The 22569-nt window shown below is 50.2% G+C and carries 19 protein-coding genes; 14 read left to right on the top strand and 5 right to left on the bottom strand.

Annotation, left to right across the window (positions count from 1 at the left end; translation table 11 throughout):
- Window positions 1-140 precede the first annotated feature (140 nt).
- The 5 genes from BMW41_RS07950 to BMW41_RS07930 all read left to right on the top strand — a co-directional run bounded on the left by BMW41_RS07950 (window position 141) and on the right by BMW41_RS07930 (window position 6111).
- A complete protein-coding gene (locus BMW41_RS07950; RefSeq protein WP_074649633.1) occupies window positions 141-1040 on the top strand; it encodes a tRNA modification radical SAM protein MnmL/YtqA in 900 nt (299 codons plus the stop codon).
- Window positions 1041-1204: 164 nt separating this feature from the next.
- Window positions 1205-1801, top strand: coding sequence for a histidine phosphatase family protein (locus BMW41_RS07945; RefSeq protein ID WP_074649632.1), 597 nt, complete (start codon window positions 1205-1207; stop codon window positions 1799-1801).
- 151 nt (window positions 1802-1952) lie between these two features.
- Window positions 1953-2618 carry a phosphoribosylanthranilate isomerase gene (locus BMW41_RS07940; RefSeq protein ID WP_074649631.1) on the top strand — a complete coding sequence of 222 codons (666 nt, stop codon included), beginning with the start codon at window positions 1953-1955 and terminating at the stop codon, window positions 2616-2618.
- A gap of 706 nt (window positions 2619-3324) precedes the next feature.
- Complete coding sequence (gene tyrS / locus BMW41_RS07935) at window positions 3325-4545, top strand: tyrosine--tRNA ligase (RefSeq protein ID WP_031473238.1); 1221 nt, start codon at window positions 3325-3327, stop codon at window positions 4543-4545.
- 198 nt (window positions 4546-4743) lie between these two features.
- Window positions 4744-6111, top strand: a complete 1368-nt coding sequence (locus BMW41_RS07930) for an MATE family efflux transporter (RefSeq protein ID WP_074649630.1) — start codon at window positions 4744-4746, stop codon at window positions 6109-6111.
- Here the strand turns inward: BMW41_RS07930 and BMW41_RS07925 are convergent.
- Window positions 6073-6636: a manganese efflux pump MntP gene (locus BMW41_RS07925; RefSeq protein ID WP_074649629.1), complete on the bottom strand. Its 564-nt coding sequence runs from the start codon at window positions 6634-6636 to the stop codon at window positions 6073-6075. The two genes, BMW41_RS07930 and BMW41_RS07925, sit on opposite strands and share 39 nt — an antisense overlap.
- A 204-nt stretch (window positions 6637-6840) precedes the next feature.
- Here BMW41_RS07925 and BMW41_RS07920 point away from each other — a divergent pair, with 204 nt between their 5' ends.
- Window positions 6841-7476, top strand: a complete 636-nt coding sequence (locus BMW41_RS07920) for a GntR family transcriptional regulator (protein WP_074649628.1) — start codon at window positions 6841-6843, stop codon at window positions 7474-7476.
- 220 nt (window positions 7477-7696) lie between these two features.
- Here the strand turns inward: BMW41_RS07920 and BMW41_RS07915 are convergent, their stop codons facing one another.
- Together BMW41_RS07915 and BMW41_RS07910 are read right to left on the bottom strand one after the other, a co-directional pair.
- Window positions 7697-8887, bottom strand: a complete 1191-nt coding sequence (locus BMW41_RS07915) for an amidohydrolase family protein (protein ID WP_074649627.1) — start codon at window positions 8885-8887, stop codon at window positions 7697-7699.
- A gap of 126 nt (window positions 8888-9013) precedes the next feature.
- The gene (locus tag BMW41_RS07910) at window positions 9014-10276 is read right to left on the bottom strand and encodes an SLC13 family permease (protein WP_242870313.1); all 1263 of its coding nucleotides are present in this window, start codon (window positions 10274-10276) and stop codon (window positions 9014-9016) included.
- Between the two features lie 310 nt (window positions 10277-10586).
- Between BMW41_RS07910 and BMW41_RS07905 the strand changes: the two genes are divergently transcribed.
- The gene (locus tag BMW41_RS07905) at window positions 10587-11558 is read left to right on the top strand and encodes a LysR family transcriptional regulator (RefSeq protein WP_074649625.1); all 972 of its coding nucleotides are present in this window, start codon (window positions 10587-10589) and stop codon (window positions 11556-11558) included.
- A 125-nt stretch (window positions 11559-11683) separates the two neighbouring features.
- Here the strand turns inward: BMW41_RS07905 and BMW41_RS07900 are convergent, their stop codons facing one another.
- Window positions 11684-14059, bottom strand: coding sequence for an STT3 domain-containing protein (locus BMW41_RS07900; protein ID WP_074649624.1), 2376 nt, complete (start codon window positions 14057-14059; stop codon window positions 11684-11686).
- A gap of 199 nt (window positions 14060-14258) precedes the next feature.
- Between BMW41_RS07900 and BMW41_RS07895 the strand changes: the two genes are divergently transcribed.
- Window positions 14259-14630, top strand: a complete 372-nt coding sequence (locus BMW41_RS07895; RefSeq protein WP_074649623.1) for a VOC family protein — start codon at window positions 14259-14261, stop codon at window positions 14628-14630.
- 66 nt (window positions 14631-14696) lie between these two features.
- Here BMW41_RS07895 and BMW41_RS07890 read toward each other — a convergent pair whose 3' ends face one another.
- Entirely contained in the window at window positions 14697-16520 is a 1824-nt protein-coding gene (locus tag BMW41_RS07890; RefSeq protein WP_074649622.1) for a CE1 family esterase, read from the bottom strand.
- Between the two features lie 459 nt (window positions 16521-16979).
- Here BMW41_RS07890 and BMW41_RS07885 point away from each other — a divergent pair, with 459 nt between their 5' ends.
- The 6 genes from BMW41_RS07885 to BMW41_RS15125 all read left to right on the top strand — a co-directional run bounded on the left by BMW41_RS07885 (window position 16980) and on the right by BMW41_RS15125 (window position 22092).
- Window positions 16980-18482 (top strand): type I restriction-modification system subunit M, encoded by a 1503-nt coding sequence (locus BMW41_RS07885; protein WP_074649621.1) that lies wholly within the window; start codon window positions 16980-16982, stop codon window positions 18480-18482.
- Between the two features lie 81 nt (window positions 18483-18563).
- Window positions 18564-19010: a GNAT family N-acetyltransferase gene (locus BMW41_RS07880; protein ID WP_074649620.1), complete on the top strand. Its 447-nt coding sequence runs from the start codon at window positions 18564-18566 to the stop codon at window positions 19008-19010.
- A 533-nt stretch (window positions 19011-19543) separates the two neighbouring features.
- Window positions 19544-20677 carry a restriction endonuclease subunit S gene (locus tag BMW41_RS07875; protein WP_074649619.1) on the top strand — a complete coding sequence of 378 codons (1134 nt, stop codon included), beginning with the start codon at window positions 19544-19546 and terminating at the stop codon, window positions 20675-20677.
- A gap of 14 nt (window positions 20678-20691) precedes the next feature.
- Window positions 20692-20880, top strand: coding sequence for a DUF3791 domain-containing protein (locus BMW41_RS15310; protein WP_074649618.1), 189 nt, complete (start codon window positions 20692-20694; stop codon window positions 20878-20880).
- Between the two features lie 212 nt (window positions 20881-21092).
- Window positions 21093-21857: a nucleoside phosphorylase gene (locus tag BMW41_RS07865; protein WP_074649617.1), complete on the top strand. Its 765-nt coding sequence runs from the start codon at window positions 21093-21095 to the stop codon at window positions 21855-21857.
- 109 nt (window positions 21858-21966) lie between these two features.
- Entirely contained in the window at window positions 21967-22092 is a 126-nt protein-coding gene (locus BMW41_RS15125; RefSeq protein ID WP_278280331.1) for a hypothetical protein, read from the top strand.
- Window positions 22093-22569: the final 477 nt, after the last annotated feature.

The raw sequence follows: 22569 nt of genomic DNA, 5'->3' as shown, positions 1-22569 counted from the left end.
AAACAGAACAGAGTAACTCGTGACCGGAAACGATGACGGAGTAACGCGTGACGGGGGAAACAGGACAGAGTAACTCGTGACCGGAGAAACGGGGCGGAGAATAAAACGGGACAGAAGAGGAAAGGACCGGTAAGAGCAGCATGAAATACAGGACACTGTCGGATGCCATGAAGGAGCAGTTCGGCACAAAAGTTTATAAGCTCTCCCTCTCGGCAGGGGTTACCTGTCCGAACCGGGACGGAACCCTCGGCTACGGGGGCTGTACCTTCTGTTCGGAAGGCGGCTCCGGAGACTTCGCGGCGGAAGGTGATTCGGTCGCGGAGCAGATCCGGAAAGCGAGAGAGCGGGTGGACGGTAAGATTTCCGCAAAAATCCCGCCGGAAGAGAGAAAGTACATCGCCTACTTTCAATCCTTTACGTCGACCTACGGCGACACGGATACGCTTCTTGGAAAATTCCGGGAGGCGATGGAACAGCCTCAGGTCTGCGCCCTGTCGGTCGGGACGAGACCGGACTGTCTGAGTCCCGACATGGTGGAGGGGCTTGCCTGCTTCAATCGGGAAAAACCGGTGTGGGTGGAACTTGGACTCCAGACAATCCACGAGAAGACCGCAAAAAGGGTACACAGAGGATATTCTCTGGATGTATTTGAAGACGCTTACCGCCGCCTGAAAGCGGCGGGCCTCACGGTGATTGTTCATGTGATTCTGGGGCTTCCGGGGGAAACGGTAGATGAGATGCTGGAAACAGTTCGGTATCTGGCGTCGCTTTCTCCGTTGCTGGACGGGATCAAACTTCAGCTTCTCCATGTGCTTTCCGGAACGCGGCTCGCCGAAGAGTACCGGACGAAGCCTTTTCCGGTCTTTACACTGGAAGAATACTGTGACGTCGTGGTGCGGTGTCTGAAACTTCTCCCGGAGAGCACCATTGTCCACCGGATCACCGGGGACGGACCGAAGAAACTGTTGATTGCGCCGCTCTGGAGCGGAGACAAGAAGCGAGTCATGAATACGCTCCGGAAAGCGATTGAGGAAGCCTGAAGGTCGGAAGCGAAGGATGGCCGCCCCGAAGAACGGTAAAAACGCATGGAAGTGAAACGGCACCAATGCGAAACGAAGGAAGGCGGATCCGCAGAATGACCGGATCCGCAGGACATGCATCGGGTGACGGATGACGCGCATCGGATAAAGAAAGGAACGCATATATGGGATATCTCTATTTCACAAGACACGGCCAGACCATCTGGAACGCGGAGGATAAAATCTGCGGCGCAACGGATATCGCGCTGACAGAGCTGGGGAGAAAGCAGGCGGCGGAACTGGGGAAGACGATCCGCGCCATGATGGAAAAGGGAGAGATCCGGATCGACCGGATCCTCGCGTCCCCGCTCTCCCGGGCAAGCGATACCGCGGAGATCATCTCGGGACAGACCGGCATCCCGTGGGCGAAGGAGGAACGGCTGACGGAACAGAATTTCGGCCGGTTTGAATCCACCTCCCCGCGAAACGGGGCGGAGTTCCGGGCAGCAAAGCAGAATTTCATTCATTCCTTCGACGGCGGTGAGACCATGCTGCATCTCTCTCACCGGATCTACAGTGTCATCGACGAGATCGAACAGGACACGAAGGAGACGGGGCGGACGACGCTGATCGTTGCGCACAACGGCATTTCCCGCGTTGTGCGGTCGTACTTTGAAGATATGACAAACGAGGAGTTCAGCAGTTTCGGTATCAAAAACTGTCAGCTTCTCCGGTTTGAATTCCCGGAAAAGAGAGATATCTACGGAAGAGCGGAGAACTGACGGACAGCATGAACCGGGAGAACGGAGAAAATCAATTCTGTTCATCCAAAGGATAGAGGTACATGGAATGCTGTAACCGGATAGGGGAAGGGAATGGTAACCTGACAGGATTCTTCCGCAGGGAAGAATTGAACGGGAAGAAGGTTGAACGATGAGAGCGAAAGTATGCGGAATCAGGAACTACGAAGATGCCATGACCGCGATTTCGGCCGGTGCAGATGCGGTCGGTTTTTTGGTGGGGATCACACATCTTGCGGAAGATAAGATTTCGAAAGAAGAGGCAAAGACAATCATTGAGAAGCTGCCGCCTTTTGTGTCAAAAGTGCTGGTGACACATCTGACGGACAGAACGGAAATCGTGGAGACGGCAAAATATATGGGCGTTGACACCATACAGATCCACGATTATATTTCGCCGCAGGACGTTGATTTCGTCAAAAAAGAACTGCCGTACTGCAGGGTGATCAAAGCGATCCATGTGATGGACAGAGGAGAGGCACTCAAGATGCTGGAAGAGTTCGACGGGCACTGTGATGCGGTTTTGCTCGATTCCAGAACAAAGGACCGCATCGGTGGCACAGGACTTACGCATGATTGGGCCATCAGCAGAGAGATCGTTGAGAAGGCAAATTGCCCTGTTATTCTGGCCGGCGGGTTGAATGATACCAATACCTATGAGGCGGTAAAACAGGTTCATCCGTATGCGATTGATGCAAATTCCGGGGTAGAGGCGGAAGGATTCAAATCCTATGACAAGATTAAGGCTTATATAGACAATGCGGTCCGGGCAGAGGAAGAATACCGGAAAGAAACCTGACGGATGGCAGCGCGGGCTGTTCAGACAAAGCCGGATCAGGGCTGATTCGGAAAAGAAAAAACGCGGTTTCTTGACTTTGCCCTTTTCATCCCCTATAATCGGCAGGGAAAGGCGTTGAAGGAAACAAGTACTTTCTGAAAGACACAAAGAGAGCTGCCGGATGGTGAGAGGCGCGTGAAACTGCAGGAAGGAATACATTCCGGAGCTCTGCACCGAAGGGGATGCGGCAAGGACGGCGGAAGAACCGGGAATCGGGCATTCGAGAGATCGAAAGGGATTCGATTTCCTGAAGGGATGATAACCGGGTCCGGTGAGCCCAGAACATAGGCTGCAGCGTGAGCGCGCGTTAGAGCGTAGAGGTTTGAGGCATTGCCGGCCGGATCCTCAGTCATGAATGATTAAGGATGAAACCATATATGAACCCGTGGATGGTCAGGAATGCAAAGAACCCGCTGAGGCGGTCCGTGTGAGCGGATCGTGAATAAAGGTGGTAACACGAAGTGATATGCTCCGTCCTTTATGCCGAACGGCATAGAGGACGGAGTTTTTGTGTTGCGGAATTTCTTTGAAATCCTGTTAACACAAAAGCGCTCCGTGAGGATGCGCACCTGCGCGTAAGGAAATACGCTGCCGAAGGCAGCGCGCGCCCGGCGCGCAGAGTTTCGCAGGTGAAACTCTATATACATATTCAAAAAGGAGAATCAACATGCAGATCTACGAGGAACTTCAGGCAAGAGGACTTCTGGCACAGGTAACCGACGAGGACAAGATCCGCGATCTCGTCAACAACGGAAAGGCAACATTCTACATCGGCTTCGATCCGACTGCAGACAGCCTTCATGTCGGACACTTCATGGCACTGACCCTGATGAAGAGACTTCAGCTTGCCGGCAATAAGCCGATTGCGCTGGTGGGCGGCGGTACCGCAATGATCGGTGATCCGTCCGGAAGAACCGACATGCGTTCCATGATGACCATCGAGACCATTGACCATAACGTTGAGTGCTTCAAGAAGCAGATGAGCCGCTTCATCGAGTTCGGTGAGGGAAAGGCAAGAATCGTCAATAACGCGGACTGGCTGAGAAATCTGAATTTCCTCGATTTCATGAGAGAGATCGGACCGTGTTTCTCCGTCAACGAGATGCTCCGCGCAAGATGCTATGTAAACCGTCTGGAGAAGGGGCTTTCCTTCCTGGAGTTCAGCTACATGCTGATGCAGAGCTACGATTTCCTTCGTCTCTATGAGGATTACGGCTGCAACATGGAGTTCGGCGGCGATGACCAGTGGTCCAATATGCTGGGCGGAACCGATCTGATCCGCAGAAAACTCGGAAAAGACGCATTTGCCATGACCATCGCGCTTCTTCTCAAACACGACGGCACCAAGATGGGCAAGACTGCCGGCGGCGCGGTATGGCTGGATGCCAACAAGACCACTCCGTACGAGTTCTATCAGTACTGGCGCAATGTGGACGATGCCGATGTTCTGAACTTCCTGCGCAAGATGACCTTCCTTCCGCTGGAGCAGATTGAAGAAATGGACAAGTGGGAGGGAAGCCAGCTGAATGAGGCAAAGAGAATCCTTGCCCATGAGCTGACCACCATGGTTCACGGCGAGGAAGAGACCGAAAAGGCAGAAGCAGCGGCAAAAGCCCTCTTTGGCGGCGGCGCCGATGCGGAGATTCCGACCACAGAGCTGACCGAGGCGGATTTTGAGGGAGACACCATCGATATCCTGGGCGTTCTCGTAAAGGCAGGTCTCTGCGCAACCCGTTCCGAGGCGAGAAGAAATGTAACTCAGGGCGGTGTATCGGTAGAAGGAACACAGGTAACCGACTTTAAGGCCACCTTCACCAAGGCAGATCTGGCAGAGGGCAAGGTATTCAAGAGAGGTAAGAAGAACTTCCGCAAAGTGATTCTGAAATAAGTTCAGGATGATGAGGCGACTCTGAAGTGATTTGGAAGGGATCGCGGAAGGAAACAGGATATTACCATCTGGACTGGGAGCAGAACGCGGATGCGGACTGCTCCCAGTTCTGAATCCGGATTCTGTCAATGTCAAATGGAATTATTCCGCAATTATTCCTGCGGCATCTGCACGTTATTCTTACGAAAGAGGACAGATATGCAGCTTGATTTGACCAGTGGAAACATATATCAAAAGATGTTCCGGTTTGCTGTTCCGTACCTGACCGCCTGTTTTCTGCAGTCATTTTACGGGATGGCGGATCTGTTTATCGCCGGAAGGTTTAATGGGGCAGCAGTGGTTTCCGCTGTCTCCATCGGCAGTCAGGTGATGCATTTTCTGACGGTGGTGATTGTGGGCGCTGCGATGGGAACCACGATCATGATCAGCCGTGCCGTCGGTGGAAAGGACAAAGAGGGCGCCGCAAAGGTAATCGGCGGGTCGGTTCTGGTCTTCTCGGTGATTGCGGTGCTTCTCACCGCAGTGCTGATTCTGACGACCGACGGTGCACTGGCGATGTTAAAGACGCCGCCGGAGGCATTCCGGCCGGCTCGGGCTTATCTTCGGATCTGCATTTTCGGCGTTCCGTTTATCACAGCCTATAATGTGATCAGCGGCATTTTCCGCGGCGTCGGCGATACAAAAAGTCCGATGTTTTTTGTCGCGCTGGCGGGAATCATCAATATCGGTGCGGATTACATTTTGATCGGTCTGGTGGGAATGGGCGCGGCCGGCGCTGCTGCGGCGACGGTGGGCGCGCAGGCATTTTCTGTTCTGTTTGCGCTGGCGGCTATGGCGCGCAGAGGAATCGGAATCCGGATGTCGGGGAAATATTTCCGGCCGGATCGCAATGTGATCCGCAGAATTCTCGGAATCGGCCTTCCGATTTCCTGTCAGGAAGGGTTTATTCAGATATCGTTTCTCGTGATCACCGCCATCGCCAACAGCCGCGGCGTTCATGTGGCGGCCGCGGTGGGAATCGTGGAGAAGATTATCAGTTTTCTGTTTCTGGTTCCGGGAGCCATGCTCTCGACGGTATCGGCGATGGCGGCCCAGAACGCAGGTGCGGGATTCCACGACCGGGCAAACAGGACCCTTGCCGGCGGCATCCGTGTCTGCGTGATCTATGGCCTTGCAGTTTTTGTCATCGCACAGCTTGCCGCGGAACCGATTGTGGGGATGTTTGTATCCGGTGAGCCGGAGGTTGTTCTCCTCGGGGGACAGTACTTCCGCACTTATGCCATTGACTGCATGATCGCGGGAATTCATTTCTGCTTCAGCGGGTATTTCAGCGCATACGGGAAATCTGTTTATTCCTTTGCTCATAACGTGATCTCCATCGTGACGGTCCGAATTCCGGGAGCATGGCTGGCATCCGTTCTGTGGCCGGAAACGCTCTATGCACTGGGCGGAGCGGCGCCGCTGGGATCTGCGCTGTCGGTGGTTTTGTGTATTTATTTTTATCAGAAAATCCGGAAAAACAAAACATCAGCCGCCGAAGAACAGGTGCTCCAGAAGAATCTTTAAACCGATGGCGACAAGGATCACGCCGCCGAAGATTTCGGCGCGCTGTTCATATTTCTTACCGAAGAGGTGGCCCACCGCAACGCCGCCGGTGGCGATGACAAAGGTCGTGACACCGATGAGACAGACTGCGGGAGCAATGCGGACATTCAGAAACGCATAAGTGATGCCGACGGCCAGCGCATCGATGGAGGTGGCAACGGCAAGGATAAACATGGTCTTTACGTCCACCGCATCGCTGGCCTCCTCGTCTTCACCGGAAAGAGCCTCCCGGATCATGTTTCCGCCGATCAGGGCGAGAAGGACAAAGGCGATCCAGTGATCGATGCTCCGGATCACACCCTGAAAGCGAAAGCCGAGCATGAAACCGGCCAGCGGCATTAACGCCTGAAAGATGCCGAACCACAGTCCGCAGGTCAGCGCGGTTGCTTTGTTAAATGTTTTCATTGACAGACCCTTGCCGATGGAGACGGCAAAGGCGTCCATGGAAAGACCGACACCGGTCAGAAATATTTCAAACCATGACATGGTATAACCTCCGAAAGTAAAGAAGGATGATTGGAACAGCCCATATAATTTATCGCCAAAGAGGCGGTTCGTCAAGGCGGTTTGAGCGTTCTTCGCCAATCTGTCACCAGAGGTTTTGTCAGACAAAAAACAGTGGATAGAACCGGGGCAGAATGCTAAAATAGCGGATAAGCACATGGAACAAACGACGATGAGGAAGAAAACATGGAACAGAAGAGTCTGAAAGAGCAGGTATACAGCTCAATTCTTGAAGATATCATTTCCCTGGAGTATCGTCCGGGACAGATCCTGAATGAAAAACAGCTGATTGAAAAATATGACTGCAGTAAATCACCGGTCCGTGAGGCGCTGATGGCGCTCTGTGCCGAGGGTGTGCTCCGCAGCATACCGCGGTACGGATATGAGGTAATTCGTCTCACCAAAGATGATATTTACGAGATGATTCATTTCCGCTGTATTCTGGAAGGTGGCTTTCTCCATGAGATCTGCGGCCGGATCACCGAGCAGCAGATCCAGCATCTGGAAAAACTGGATGAAAAATGCCGGGCGGCGAACCGGGATGTTTGGGAGCACTGGGAATACAACACGGAGTTCCATATGTCGCTTCTGGGATATGCGGGAAATACGTATGCATCCGAAGAACTGGAGCGGTGTATGTCCCGGATGAAGCGTGCCTATGCGCAGGCATACTGGGATAAGACCGATCCGGAGCTGGCCTTTGATACAAGACATCATGCCCAGATCATCGCGGCAATCCGGAAAAATGACGCGGAAGAGGCGAGAAAACTTCTGGTGGACGATCTCTATGATTTCGGAGGGGAGAATTTCCTGACGAGATAAAACAAGTTAGGGTTGAACCGGAAAGCGGACATGTAAATGCCCTGTCAAAGGTGTGACAAAACGGCAGACAGACGGAATAAGTCAAAAAAACTCCCGTGCATCGGTAAGTGATCCAATGCACGGGAGTTTTCTGTGTCATATATACTGTTTCTAAATATAAAACGGCTTCTCATCCGGAGCATTTTTCACAATGCAAATGCATTGGGATGAACTCCTTGCGTTATTCTGCGGAGTCCGGTGTCTGTTCGGTGACTTTCAGCCCGGAATCTTCGGAATGCCAGATCACCTGACCGCTGCGGAGCGTCATCAGCGGAATAAGTCCCGCTTTTCCGGTGCGCTCGCAGCCCTCCGAATCGCAGAACAGGATCTCGGAACTGTCCATGCGGAAGATGGCGAGGTCCGCTTCATATCCCGGAGCGATGGAACCGATCTCGTGATCGAGGCCGAGGAGCCTGGCAGGCGTCACCGTAACGGCACGGATCGCATCGGCAAGCGGCATTCCGAGAAGCAGGAACTTGGATACGACCCGCGCGAGATCCCACATGGACGGGCCCTTTTGATAGGTCATCGGCGTGGCATCACTGGAGATGATATCCGGGTATAGTCCCTTTTTGGTGCATATTTCCGCAACCCGGAAACTGAAGTTTTTGGTTCCGTTGCCGACCTCGATGAGAACGCCGCGCTTTTGCGCGTCCAGCATTCTGCGGATGACCTCCTCCGAATCTGCGGCGGTATGGCCGGCACCCTGATAGGTGTGGCTGTAAATGTCGCCGGGGCGGAGCGCGGCCGCAATCTCATCTGCCGGAACCGGCGGATCGGTGGTGTGGACACAGACCGGAAGACCGAACCGGTCGCCCAGCTCGATGGCACGGGCAAGCGGTTTGGCGCCGAGATCCTTTACGATGTTCCGGCTGAGGCGTACTTTTAAGCCGCTGATCGCACCGGGATATTCCTGAAGGATCTGTGCGATGCCGTCCGCGGAGACGGCCGCGTCATCCAGCGGCTCTGTGATGCCGCGTCCCGGCTGTCCCACCGGGGAAATGTTCAGAAATGCGCCGGTGCGGATCTTTTTTCCGAGGAGATCACAGCGGTACATCGCCGGAAAGTTCACCCAGCCGGCGCTTCCCATATCGATCGCCGCGGTGACGCCGCTGGAAGGGAGTTTGTCGGCGTCCAGGCCGAACTGGCTTCCGTGACAGAACAGATGCGTGTGAAAATCGATAAAACCCGGGAACAGATAATTTCCACCTGCGTCCAGAATTTTTCGCGCAGTCGGAAGGTTCTTCCGCGCTTTGACCGAGCAGGGCAGAACACATTGAATTTTCCCTTTTGCGATTCCGACGCAGGATAACGATTTTTTGCCGGAAACCGACCACAGAAGTTTTGCGTTGATGATCAGGAGATCTAACATGGTACGGTCCTTTCTTGTATCATATTGAGTCGTTGAACCGGTATTTCCGGCAGCTGGCGGAGCCCCTGGAGACCGGTCCTGTCCCGGCCATGGGACCAAACGGTGTGCTGCGGGATACCGGAACCGTTATGCGTAGAACGGCCAGAAGAACGGGATGACCAGTACGCAGAAGATCATGAAGATCGCAGCCAGAAGGATGTTGCTCTTCAGGTAATCCGAGAACTTATATCCGCCGTAGGAATAAATCAGGTTTGCCGGCGGGCATGCGATCGGGGACAGGATGGACATCGTGGAGGCAATTCCGAGTACCATGATCAGCGCATTCGGAACTACACCGATGGTGTCGGCAACCGCGATGACAATCGGCATCAGAAGCGTTACGGTTACAACATTAGACATGAACTGGGTCATGACCGTGGTCAGCATGAAAATGATGACGGTGATGAAGTAAACATTGGTGGAACCGCCGATCAGCTTTATGAGAAGATCCGCGATGGCCTGCGCGGCGCCGGTTTCTTTCAGCGCGGTCGCCAGCGGAGTCATTCCGCCCAGGAGAATGATGGTTTTGATGGAAACCATCTGATAAGCCTGCTTCTCGGTGAAAATGCCGAGAAGAACATCGACGACCGCACCCATGATGGCGACGAAATAGGACGGGATGCCGGTCTGTTTCTCGAAGATCATGCCGAGGAAGACGATGAGAAGGACCGCAACGGACGTGATCTGCTTCCAGCGCGGAGCTGTCTTCGGCTCGGAAGATGTGAACAGCGCGTCGTCGCCTCCGGCCATCGGGATATCCGGAAGGAACCGGTAACCGATGAAATACATATAGATGATCATGACGATGGTCAGCGGGACACCGATCTTGCTGATCTCAAAGAAACCGAAGGGATAACCGAGATTTTTAATCTGATCACCGATGAGTACGTTGATCGCTGCGTCGCCGACCAGGGTAAGACGGCCGCCGGACATCGCGCCGAGAAAGGCGGACATCAGGAGCTTGGAATGGGAAAATCCGGTTTTGGCACAGATTCCCATGATGATCGGGATGAAAACCGCAACCGTTCCGGAGTTGGAAAGCCCTGCGGAAAGGATGCTGGCAAGAATCAGGATCGCGACGATCATCTGACGTTCGGTTTTGGCAAAACGCGTGACCTGCGCCGCGATCATATCACAGACACCGGTTTCAAATAAAGCGCTTCCGACGATGACGACACCGATCAGCATCAGGATCGTCGTGCTGGCAAAACCGGATACGGCGGTCTTCGGATCAACCAGTCGAAGAACCACCAAGGCAATCATAGACAGCATAACCGTCATGTTGACAGGAATCTTTTCCAGCAGGAAGGAAGTCACTGCCAGAATTAAAATGATAATGGTAAGGACCATCGGTGACATAAAAGCAACCTCTCTTTTTTTGAAAAACTTTGTTACAAAACATCTTGTCCGGATGGCGTGCACATGTCACGCTCCCCAATGGATTTCACACATGTTTTTGCTTTCTACATCCGGGTCCTGCGCAGGATGAGGAAGAGACCGGGTTTACGGTTTCTTTTCTCGAAATGTCTCGGCAATGTGAACTATATTCATGATATAGAAAGACCATTGACAAAACAAACAGCGAATATTTAAAATATCGACAACAAGTATTTGTCAAAGCTGTAATTATTGTGCATTTTCTACAAAAAGAGGTCAGACCATGGATTCTACAAGTCTTTATTACTTCCGGGAACTCAGCAAAGATCTGAATATGCATCGGACCGCGGAACGGATTTTTGTCTCGCAGCAGACCATTTCCAACCATATCCTGAAACTTGAGGAAGAACTGGGCTGCAGACTGTACGAGAGAAAGCCGGGGCTGACGCTGACCGATGCGGGCAGGGAAGTTCTCGGATTTGTTGATGAGATGACGCTTCAGCAGGACAATCTGAAGAATACGCTGGCGGATATCAACAACGAAGAGAAAGGAAGCATTTGTTTCGGCGCAAGCATGCTGCGGCTCGGGAGCTGCCTTCCGGCGGTCATGCCGGCCTTTCACGCGAGGTATCCGAAGGTGGAAATGAAACTGAAAGACCGGATGGAACGGGAACTGGAAGCGCTTGTCCGGGCGGGAGAGGCAGATCTTGGAATTATCGTGGAAGTCACGGACGAAAAGGATCTGATTGTAGAACCAATGCTCGACGACCAGGTGTATGTCTGTGTGCCGGACCGGCTTTTGCGTGAGGTTTACGGAGAAAAGGATGCGGACCGGATCCGCTGCCGGTGCGCACACGGAACGGATCTCCGGGATCTGGAAAAGCTTCCGTTCTGCCTTTTGGAAAACCGTCTCGGCACGGAGATTCAGAAGTGTTTTGACGAGGCCGGATATGCGCCGGAGGTCTGTATGACGTCATCCTTCATGCAGATCGCCGCCTCCGTGGGTTTTTCCGGAATTGCGGCCTTTTTCACCACTCAGGTTGCCATCGGAAGTCGTGGAAACGACATTCCCGCGGACCTCAACATTTTTCCTTTATATCAGCATGGAAAACCGCTCTACCACCGGATCTACATGATCCGGCGGGACAAGCGCTATCTTCCGGCATTTACCCGTTATTTTGCGGAACTTCTGAAGGATCATTACCGGGAAGTGGCAAGACAGCATGCGGAGAGAGTGGCGAAGAGGGTAAGATGAATCCAATGAAAATGAGCCGGCACAGTCGCATTTGGGATACAAAGCGTCTGTACTGGCTCTTTTTTCGGGGGACAGGAAGATGTCACCGGACGGTGACCGGCGGCAAACTCTGGTCGGTGAAGACTCTATCCGAGTATCCGGTATACCAGAACCTCATTTGAGAGATCCGGCTCGGCCTTATAGCGGGAGAGGCCTTCTCCGCCGAGATAAACCAGCTTTCCGAAGACCGAGTCGGCAAGGTCGGAGGCCACCATGGAAAACAGGGTATCCTTCCCGTTGTCAGAAAGGATGACCGTCCAGCGAGGTTCCGCTTCTTTATCCCGATTGGGAGTTTCTGTCAGCGCGGATTTTTCGGCCTGATCAGGAGTTTGGGCCAGAGCGGGAGTTTCTGCCGGAACAGGAGGTTTCTCCAAAAGATCCTGCTCCTGCGCATATTCTCTGCATCCGTCACTTCCCGCGCAGATCACCCGTTCCACACGCTTCGGCTGTTCCCCGGAAGGTTCTTCCGAAAGAGAAGTGCGGGCAGACCAGCCGCGTTCGCTCTTTTCAAGGATCACATAATATCCGTTCCCGCTGTCAATGACGGTGCGCCCGCTTTCTGAAAGGTGAATCGGCATCCGATTTACTTCCCAGGCAAAACTTACGGATTCTTTGGCCTTTTCCGACATGGTCCTTCCGAAAATGGGGAACCAGCGGGAGATCCACGGCATATCGCCGGTGATGACGCATTCCGTAAGCGGCGGATTCTCCGGAAAAAGAAGAGCTGTGATCTCGTCGGCCTGAGCCTCAGAAACGTCTCGGCTCAGGAGTTTTTTCCGGGCATCCGGCTTGCTGCCGGAGAGCAGATCATCCATGAAGAGAAGCGTTTCCTCCGTTTCGCCGAAGGCGGAGAACATCCGGCTGCAGCCCGCGTCTCCGCTGCCGGAAAGCATGCGGAAGATGTTTGACGACAGGACCTCTTTTTCCGTGGAAAAAGCTCTGGAAATGAAGAAGGTGCGCTGGCCGGTCTGGCTTCCTCCGTCAAAAAGGGTTCTTCTTTTGCCCTTGTCTTCCAGAAAGTATCCGTAATCCCACCAGGTTGCCAGAACGGTATCCTCCGGCGTATTCTCTCTGATTTTCAGAAGGCAGTCCTCCACCGTCCTGTGTGACCAGACATCTTCGGCGGGGACAGAGCAGATATACCGGTATACGCCGCACACGCCGCCAAGTGCCGGAATCAGCAGAAGCACCGGGATCACCCCCGGACAAAATGACCGGAACTTCCGCTTCTGTCGGTCTGTCCGGCCGCAGACGGTTACGGTCAGGTTTCCTGCCAGAATCGCCGCGGGAACGGAATAGAGCATGATAAAACGTTTTCCCTTAAAAGAGAGTACCAGCGTGATTCCATACCAGAGGAGAAGCAGAAGGTACTCGAACCGGACGTCTTTCCGGATGATCCGCCGGATGAGGATTGTGCTACAAGCGAAAGCGGAACAAAAGGAGAGGATTCCGCCCGAGAGGCTGATGATGCCGGCGGTTTCCGAGAACGTGTTCAGGCAGAACAGATCGGAAACCGTTCCGTCCCAGAGGAGTGGGGGCTGTAGCTCGTTGATGGAGGAAAAGACGTTCGGGAACAGGCCGCTGCTTTCTTCTCCGGAAAAGATCCGGCCAACGATCGATCGGACATTTGTGAAAAGATCTCTTTCCTGTATCAGGAGTATGCCCAAAATTCCTGCGGAGAGCAGGAGCGGGGCAAAAGAGAACGGCCGCTTTCCGCAGTCACTTTTCCATGTGAGAAGCGTGAAAAGGAGAAGTGCTCCGGCAAAGATCACCGGGAACATATAATAGACATACCAGCTTTGCGAAAGAGCGATAAAGCTCGCAAAGAATGCGAGACCGTATACGATCACGGTCTTACGGTTCTCTGTCTGCCAGCCGTTTACAAGCTTCACCCCGAAATAAAAGAAGAAACAGGACAACCAGATGATTACGCAGTCCGTATCATAGAATCCGGGTACTGTATTATACAGATAACTCAAATTCAGGGCGGACAATACGGACGCCGCGATGGCTCCGAACATCCCGCTCATCTCAAAGGTGAGGAGGAAGACCGGGATCACCACCAGTACAGAAAGGAAGGGACTCAGCCAGTAAGCCGTCTGCTCCAGACTCTGGGAAGCAAAAACGGAGATCAGGCGGTTGGCGGCAATCGCAAGGTATCCCATCAGGGGCTTGTAGTCGGAAGCGTCTCTTCCTTCGGGAGCATAGCTGAAACTGTCCCATGGCACGCCGTCTTTTACCGTATCTCCCGGATGCCCGTATAACGCAAGATCTCTTGTCATCCGCAGGTGGTAATAGCAGTCCATGTCTTCGAGATACGGCAGGCCGGTCTCTCTGTCCAGGAGAACATCACTCTGGGACGCGATCTCGCGGTAGAAAGCCAGACGGGGCAAAACGGAAAGAAGCATGAGACAAAGGATCACGGCTGATATCATTAAGGCGCGTCCGATGCTGCTTTTCATGACGGGTCAATCCCACCTTTCTGTGTTTACGGACCGGGGTATTCCGGTGTTTTCTTACTATGATCCTATTATAACACGGCGGCATTTGCTGTCCTTTTTGTTTCTGACTTGAATCTGTCACGGGAGTTGGTGTATCTTTAATATAAAGAACATTATTTTTATGAAATTTTCGAATTTGTGCAGATTAGGAGGAACACTTATGAAAATCACATCATTCAGTCCGCTAATTGTAACAACTGATCCTGAGAATACCATAAAATTGTTTGAAGAACTTGGCTTTGAGAAGCGTCATAAAAAAGATGAGCTTGATGGACGTGAAGACGTCGTCGGAGTGCGTATGAAGGACGCAAACGGCTTTTGTGTGGACATCGTTAAAAGCGGAAAAACAAAACAGGATATGATGACAATCCGCATGAATGTTGATGATTTTGATGAGGCAAGGGAAATGCTGGAGAGCCGTGGCTTCAAACCTTCGCCGGCCGGAATTGTCACGGATTCTTCTTCAAAGTCTATCGGTATGTATTCTCCGTCCGGTTTTTCGTTTAGTCTGGTTCATCATATCAAGGATTGAATGAAACCGCTCAGCATTGTGTGGCTGGGCGGTTTTTTTTCAATATTTTTCAAAAAGCAAAAGCTTCTATTCGCGGAAGACCCGTTTTCCGTTCGCATCCTTGGACCACTTGCTGAACCATTTTTCCCAGATCATACGCGGTTCTGACGGAATGCAGTTATGGTTGCGGCCGCCGGTAACGGTAAATACATACATCGGAACGCCGTTTGCGTCCTTCCAGGTGCTGGTGGTGTAACGGCCTTCTTTTGTGATCGTCTCCTCACCGATCCCGCCAAGACCGTTGCGCTTGAGGAAGTATTCCACAGTCGCTTTCAGGTTAAATCCTTCCGTCGCATCCACCGTATAATCGGATTTGTAGATGTCATGTTCACCGCAGTACTGCCATACCGGAACCGGGGTCTTTCCTGCGGAGTCATCAATCTCAAAACTGATCAGACCGGAAGTGGAGCCAAATGCGGCAAACGGTTCGTCATTGTAAAGAGCGCACCAGTTGGTCCACATGGAACCGAAGGACTGTCCGGTCATGTACTGACGGCTTGCGTCGATCGGATAATTTTCCGAAACTTCTTTCATGATGGATTTCAGGAAGGCTACATCGTCTGCGGTGGCGGTGTCAGAACCCTGCTGATAACCGGTGATGTTCCACGTCAGGTCAACTGCTGTGTTGAACTGCTCGGACGGCATGACAACCATGAATCCATAATCATCCGCAACCTGCCACCAATCGGTGCAGTCAAAGAATACGCGCGGAGTCTGAGTGTTTCCGGCCATGACGTACACAACCGGGATGTCCTTGGCCGGAGCCGATTTCGGAACATACACCAGATATTCGCGGGCATATCCGTCCTGATCGAAGGGAACGAACTTTACTCCCATTTTCTCGTAATCGGGGCGAAGCATCAGGGCATTTCCTTCCGCCCACTTATTCTCATACTTGGTGTATTGAGTCATAAAATCAATGAACGAATCGGTATAGTCAGCCGGTACAGCGCCCTCTTTTTTGTCAGAAACAATCACTTTTGACGTTACTCCCCTGGTATAAGAAGTCTGCTGGCATTCCTCGGTCTGCGTGTAAACGCTGTCCCCGTTCTTTTCTTCACTTTTGCCGGCGCAGTGGTTTGCCGCCAGCCAGTAATTCACGACGTCATCATTTCCGCCGACCTCCCATACGGGCATCGGGATCGAACCGCGTCGGATTTCCGTCTGTTCATCATTGACCTCTTTTGCGTTTGCAGACATAAACTCGGACGAAATGCCGTCCGCAGCGTCGACAAAGCCACCGGCGATAAATGCCGTCGGATGAAGCATCGCGAATTGCTGCAGGGCAGCGCCGCCCTTGCCGTATCCGACGATATACGATTCGGAGTAGTTGGAGTACCACTTGCGAGTGTTGTAGGCTTCAAACGCGGCGTTCAGATATTCTGCTTCCTCATCAGGGGATCCCCAGCCGCCTTCTCCTGGCTCTAACAGGAAGATGCCTTCTTTCTTTTCATCCGCATAATCCGCCCAACCGGTCTCTTTCAGGAATTCATAGGGATCGGTATTGTCCGGAACGTTGACCCATGTCATGTAGCAGCGAACCGGTGCGTCCTTTCCAATGTAGAGCTTCACGGTTCGCGTGGTATTCCCGACCTTGATCTCCTGGGACAGATAGCCGTTCAGCGGAAGGATCATTCCGCGGGTCTTATCCACCTGAGGGATATTTTCCTCCGTAAGTGCTATGGCTTTTGAATCTTCTTTCGGCGTCCCGGGTTCCGTTTCATTGGACGGAGCATTGGTTTCCGCAGCACCGGTGACAGGTACGGTTCCCGATGTGCCGGCCGGTGAGCTGCAGGCGAGGGCAGATGCCGTTAACAGCGTGACGGCAGCCAGAGTGATTGACTTTTTCATGTTTTGCCTCCTTTTCGTGTCAGTCGTATAACATTATCGTAATCAATCCCGGAGGTATCTTACAGACAAAGATTTTTTGCACTTAGCGTTTTTTTTGAAAAAATCGAAAAAATGTTAAACGAGTGAAAGAATTGTTCATCTCTCCTTTCCGTATTGGATGGTTGGGATATTCCATTGTTTTCTTACTATGATCCTGTCATAGCACTGCGGTATTCGCTTTTGGATGCCGCATGTCAGTTGATCCGGTTTGAAAAAATGGATTCTTTTGACGAGAAAAATTAAATAGAGTAGAATCAAAGAGGTTTTATCTCATTTTGTCAATCCAATCGGGTTTGATTGATTCTGTGATGAGGTAATGGCAGGCGAGAGTATGATCACAATTTGCTGAAACAGGGTGAAATTCGGAAGATCGGCGGTGGCCGGGATACGAAATATACTTGGAATACGGGGGAGTAACAAATGATCACCGGTGAATTAAAAAATAAAATTGACGGAATATGGGATATCTTTGCAGCAGGCGGTCTGACAAATCCGCTGGAAGTCATTGAGCAGATTACCTATCTCATGTTTATCCGGGATCTGGACGATTCCGACAACAAGCGGGAGAAAGAGTGCGCAATGCTTGGTCTTCCGTATCAGAGCATCTTTTCCGATGAAGTGACCATCGGAGCGCAGACCATCGCCGGAAAACAGCTCAAATGGTCCGTCTTCCGTGACTTTCCCGCAGGAAGAATGTTCACAGTCATGCAGGAATGGGTTTTTCCGTTCATTAAGAATCTTCATGACGATAAGAACAGCGCCTATTCCAAGTATATGGGGGATGCAATCTTTAAGCTTCCTACACCGCTGATTCTGTCCAAGATTGTAGATGCGTTGGATGATGTGTATACATATATGAATGAAGCACAGTCTGCTGATGTTCGCGGTGATGTATATGAGTATCTTTTGAATAAAATTTCTTCTTCAGGTCGAATCGGACAGTTCCGTACACCGAGACACATCATCCGGATGATGGTTGAATTGCTCAATCCGACTGCAGAGGATACGATCTGTGATCCGGCCTGCGGTACATCGGGATTCCTTGTGACGGCGGCAGAGTATCTGAAAGAAGTGAGAAAAGAGGAGATCTTCTTTGATAAAAACAAAAAAGCACATTTTATGAATTCTATGTTCACCGGGTTTGATATGGATAGAACAATGCTTCGCATCGGCGCCATGAACATGATGACTCATGGCATCGAGAACCCGGTTATTGAGTACCGCGACAGCCTTTCTGACCAGAATCCGGATCGGGAGATGTATTCCATGATTCTGGCGAATCCGCCGTTTAAGGGGAGTCTGGACGCCGATGCGGTATCGACAGATCTTCTTCGGGTCTGCAAGACCAAGAAGACGGAGCTTTTGTTCCTTGCACTGTTCCTCCGTATGCTGAAAGTTGGCGGACGCTGCGCCTGCATCGTTCCGGACGGCGTTCTCTTCGGCTCTTCGAAAGCGCACAAGGACATCCGGAAAAAGATTGTGGAGGATAACCGCCTGGAAGCGGTCATTTCCATGCCGTCCGGCGTGTTCAAACCCTATGCCGGCGTTTCCACTGCCATTCTGATCTTTACCAAGACCGGACACGGCGGAACGGATCAGGTATGGTTCTATGATATGACAGCAGACGGTTTCAGTCTGGATGATAAGCGCACGCCGGTGGATGAAACGGATATTCCGGATATCATCGAACGGTTTAAACATCTGGATCAGGAAAAAGACCGGAAACGCACAGAAAAGTCTTTCATGGTTTCGAAAGAAGAGATTCAGGGAAATGATTACGACCTGTCCATCAACAAGTATAAAGAAGTTGAATATCAGAAAGTTGAGTATCCGCCGACATCCGAGATCATGGCAAATATCCGTGAACTGGAAAATCAGATCGGGAAAGAGATGGATGAGCTGGAGAAGCTGCTGAAGCTGTGACTTTGAGCTGGAGAATGGGAATACAGCAGGAAAATGATATGAATGGCGATTCGAATCAATCGGCCTTTGCGGAGAGAAAGCATGTTTGAGATTAAAGCTATAAACAAGGCACATATTACAGAATATGGAGATATTTATGCGAGAGCATTTTCCGGAGAACCGTGGAACGATCCGTGGAAGGTGGAAGATGCTGTGGTTCATGTAAGGGAACTGCTCGAATCAGGGCAGTCATATGGGCTTGAGTGTCTGCTGGACCGTAAAGTTGTTGGATTTATTCTTGGAACCTCAATGCTTTTCCATTATGGACGGACATTTGAAATCAATGATCTTGCAGTCGATCCGGTTTATCAGCGGCGTGGTATTGCGAAGATGCTCATGGATCGCTGTCTTGCGGATGTGAAAGAGCAGGGCATGGTTGGGGTGCATCTTATCACGGCAGGTGAAGGAATTCTGCCTGCGTTTTATGAAAGATACGGTTTCAAAAAAGAAAACGAGGTTATTCTGATGGGGCTTGAACTCAAGGATTAACTGCTTGCGGTGATGACCGGTAGAAGTGGAGATAGTATAATAAACAAGAGATTTTGGAACAGTTAAATTGAGATTTGTAGAGGAAACGAGGAGTGCGCATGGGGCACTCAAAGTAATTCTATATTACAACTGAATATTTGTTTGACGATAATAAGCGGTGATGATAAAATTGTATTAATTAAAGGTGCTACCGGTAGACGGTTAGCCCTGGATCATATTAAGCAATTATAAAATAACCGCTCAGTCTGGCAGGACAATGGGCGGTTATTTTTGTGTCTTGGAATCATGCTTGCCAAACATGTAACCAAGACTAAAGAAAGTTCCACACAGTGCAAGCACTGCAATAAGGTCACTGATGGTGAGCATAAGCAAATACCTCCGACAAAGATTTCTCAATTGAGATTTCTATGATGAACAGAGGCCACAGTCCTCTGGAAAAGGACTAACCGCCTACCGTGATTACTGGTAGCACTGAAAATATTATACCAAACAAATGTTCTTGAATCAAAAGAAAGATTTGTAGGGATGATAAAATGACGAAATTAACAGATTTATGTGACATCCAGTATGGATATGCATTTGATTCTGGAGCATTTTCAGATGATGAATCATATCCACAACTTGTTAGAATCAGAGATGTAAAACGAGGATATTCAGAGACGTATTATAACGGTGAGTATCCTGAGGAATATGTGTTGTCCGCAGGAGATTTACTTATTGGCATGGACGGCGAATTCAATATTGCCAGATGGAAAGTGGATGGAGCGTTACTGAATCAGCGAGTTTGTAAGATTATTGCAAAGGATAATGCTGATGAAGAGTTTCTAAGATTTGCATTGTCAAAGGCATTAAAGGCAATAGAGGATAGAACATCATTTGCTACAGTAAAACACCTTTCAGCAAAGGAACTTAATAAGCTTGAAATACCAGTTCCGCCTTACGAAGAACAGAAAAAGATATCTGAAATACTTCATAGATTAGAAAAGGTTATTGATATTCGTCAGAATGAACTTGCATCATTAGATGAGCTCATCAAAGCCCGATTTGTCGAGCTCTTTGGTGATTCTGAGAATAATAGTAAACATTGGCCAGTGTACAAATTGGATGAGCTGTGTGATGTAGGATCAAGTAAGAGGATTTACCAAGAGGAGCAGACTTCGGAGGGGATCCCTTTTTGGAGAATATCAGATCTTGTAAATAAGATGGATGTTGGATACGCAAATAGCGGATTATTTATTTCCCAAGAGAAATATGATGAGTTAAAAGAAAAAGAGCAAGTCCCGGTTGCGGGAGACATATTAGTAACATCACGCGGAACACTTGGTAGATGCTATATTATTTCCGAAACGGATAAATTCTATTTCCAAGATGGTATGATCAGCTGGCTTAGCAAATATAAGCATGGAATAACACCACTATACATAAAGCATCTATTTATGACGTCCGGGCTTATCAGGCAAATAAATGGAATGCAGGCAGGATCTACGGTCGCATATTTATCTATAACAATGTTAAAGAAATTGGATATTATGCTTCCTGATTCGGGCGTGCAGTTACAGTTTGCAGAGTTTGTAAAACAAGTCGACAAATCAAAAGTTGCCGTCCAGAAGTCGCTGGAAGAAACACAAACACTATTTGACAGCTTGATGCAGGAGTATTTCGGATAAGAGGGAGGCTTCGTATGAACAAGGAATCCTTTTCTTTTGTGGTATACATGCTTCATGCCTGTGCAAATAAATGGGGAAAGAAACCGTCGGAAGTATATAGTCTTTTGAGCAGTGTGGATTGTATAAACAGCCTTTTGGTGAAACATTATGATATTCTCCATACACAGGGGACGGACTTTATTGTCCAGGATGAGATATCCTAAGATAATTAACAAGCTGGATAATGGCAAAATCCATTGTTCAGCTTGTTTTGACTCTACGTAATCCCGTTGCTTTTGTAAAGAATTATGTTAGAATACATCTTATATTGGAAGTTAAATAGCTAAGCAACTCGGGATTTGGCGAGATGGTATAGCAGTATATGGCAAGTGACATTTTCCTGAAATACAGCAGATAACGGAGAAAGGAGAAGCCGATGATTACAGATTCGTTTGATGATAAATCCCCTGCCAAGATCAATATAAAGAAAAACGAGAACGCCGTTCAGGTTGATGCGGTCATTTACACATTTTCTGAGGAAATTGAAAAATATGTGATCGCTCACTATGACTGCGAGAAAGTCGGAGAATACGCATTGGCGTGCGGAGCAACTTCGGTATATCTGCTCAGGCACCACGGGAAGAAAATCGGGTTTTTCAGAACCTGGGTAGGAGCGCCTGCCTGTATCTGCCCGATTGAAGAATTGTCAACTGTCCTGAATACGAAAAAGATCATCCACTATGGCGGAGCAGGATGCCTTGACAAGGAAATTGCCAGAGGCAAGGTCATGATTCCGACAGAAGCCTACAGAGATGAAGGAACCTCCTATCATTATGCGCTTGCATCTGACTATATCCGGATCAAAAACCATGATATCGTAAAAGCTTTTATGGAAGAAAACCGGATCCCATATGTTTTGGGTAAAACCTGGACTACAGACGCTTTCTATCGGGAAACCGTCAATAACTTTGAAAAGCACAAGGCGGACGGCTGCATTTCGGTTGAAATGGAAGGTTCTGCTGTTCAGGCAGTCTGTGATTTCCGCGGGCTGGAAGTGTACATGTTCTTTACAAGCGGAGATCTGCTGGATGCACCAGAATGGACTGACAGAAAAAAGAAAGGGCAAATCGAACACACGCAACATGATCCGGGACATTTTGACATAGCACTTGCGCTCGCCGAATATGTGGTTGATCTATAGCAGCAACTTCAAAGTTGCCGTCCAGAAGTCCTTGGAAGAAACACAAACACTATTTGACAGATTGATTTCATACTTCGCAGAGAAAAATAGTATTTCACTCGAAAAGACGATGGAAATCTATTATACCAGAAGACTGTCCAATCTGATCTACGACGGTGCCAATGACATCCAGTATCTTGACTACAAGGTTTTGGCGGAATATCTGCAACAGGAAAACACTGAACGTTTGAAATAAGCCGATTATGGCTGTAAGATATGTGCAAACGTTGTGGAAGAAATTCCGAGAGTTCTTCTACGAAAATGAGGTTTGACTATTTTACAATTATTGTTATAATTGGGTTAGGCAAAGAAATGTTGCAAGTATTTCTTTCAAACTAGCAAAAAGCCCCAAGAGTTGCCGCTCTTGGGGCTTTTCATAGTGGTGCGCCCGGCGGCGCACGTTTCTAACGGGTGAAAGTCCCGAATCCGCCCGGTAGTGGGAAGGATACAGCCGAAGGCAAGGGTGTCCGCCGCGAGGCGGGATCTGAAGGAAGCCGGATGTGGGAACAGACTAACCACGGGCAAACCTCTGGCCTGACGAACAGAAACCACATATGAGGTCACGCATGAGGGTAAGACTGCCGTACAAGCCAAAGCCCAATAACTACACGGAATCATGCGGGATAGATGAGGCAGGTAGATGGAGGGAAAGAAACGTGTCGGTACCCGGGGA

It is taken from the genome of [Clostridium] aminophilum (genome assembly GCF_900101295.1).
GTDB lineage: Bacteria > Bacillota > Clostridia > Lachnospirales > Lachnospiraceae > Clostridium_R > Clostridium_R aminophilum_A.
This window is presented reverse-complemented; position numbering and strand designations above follow the sequence as displayed.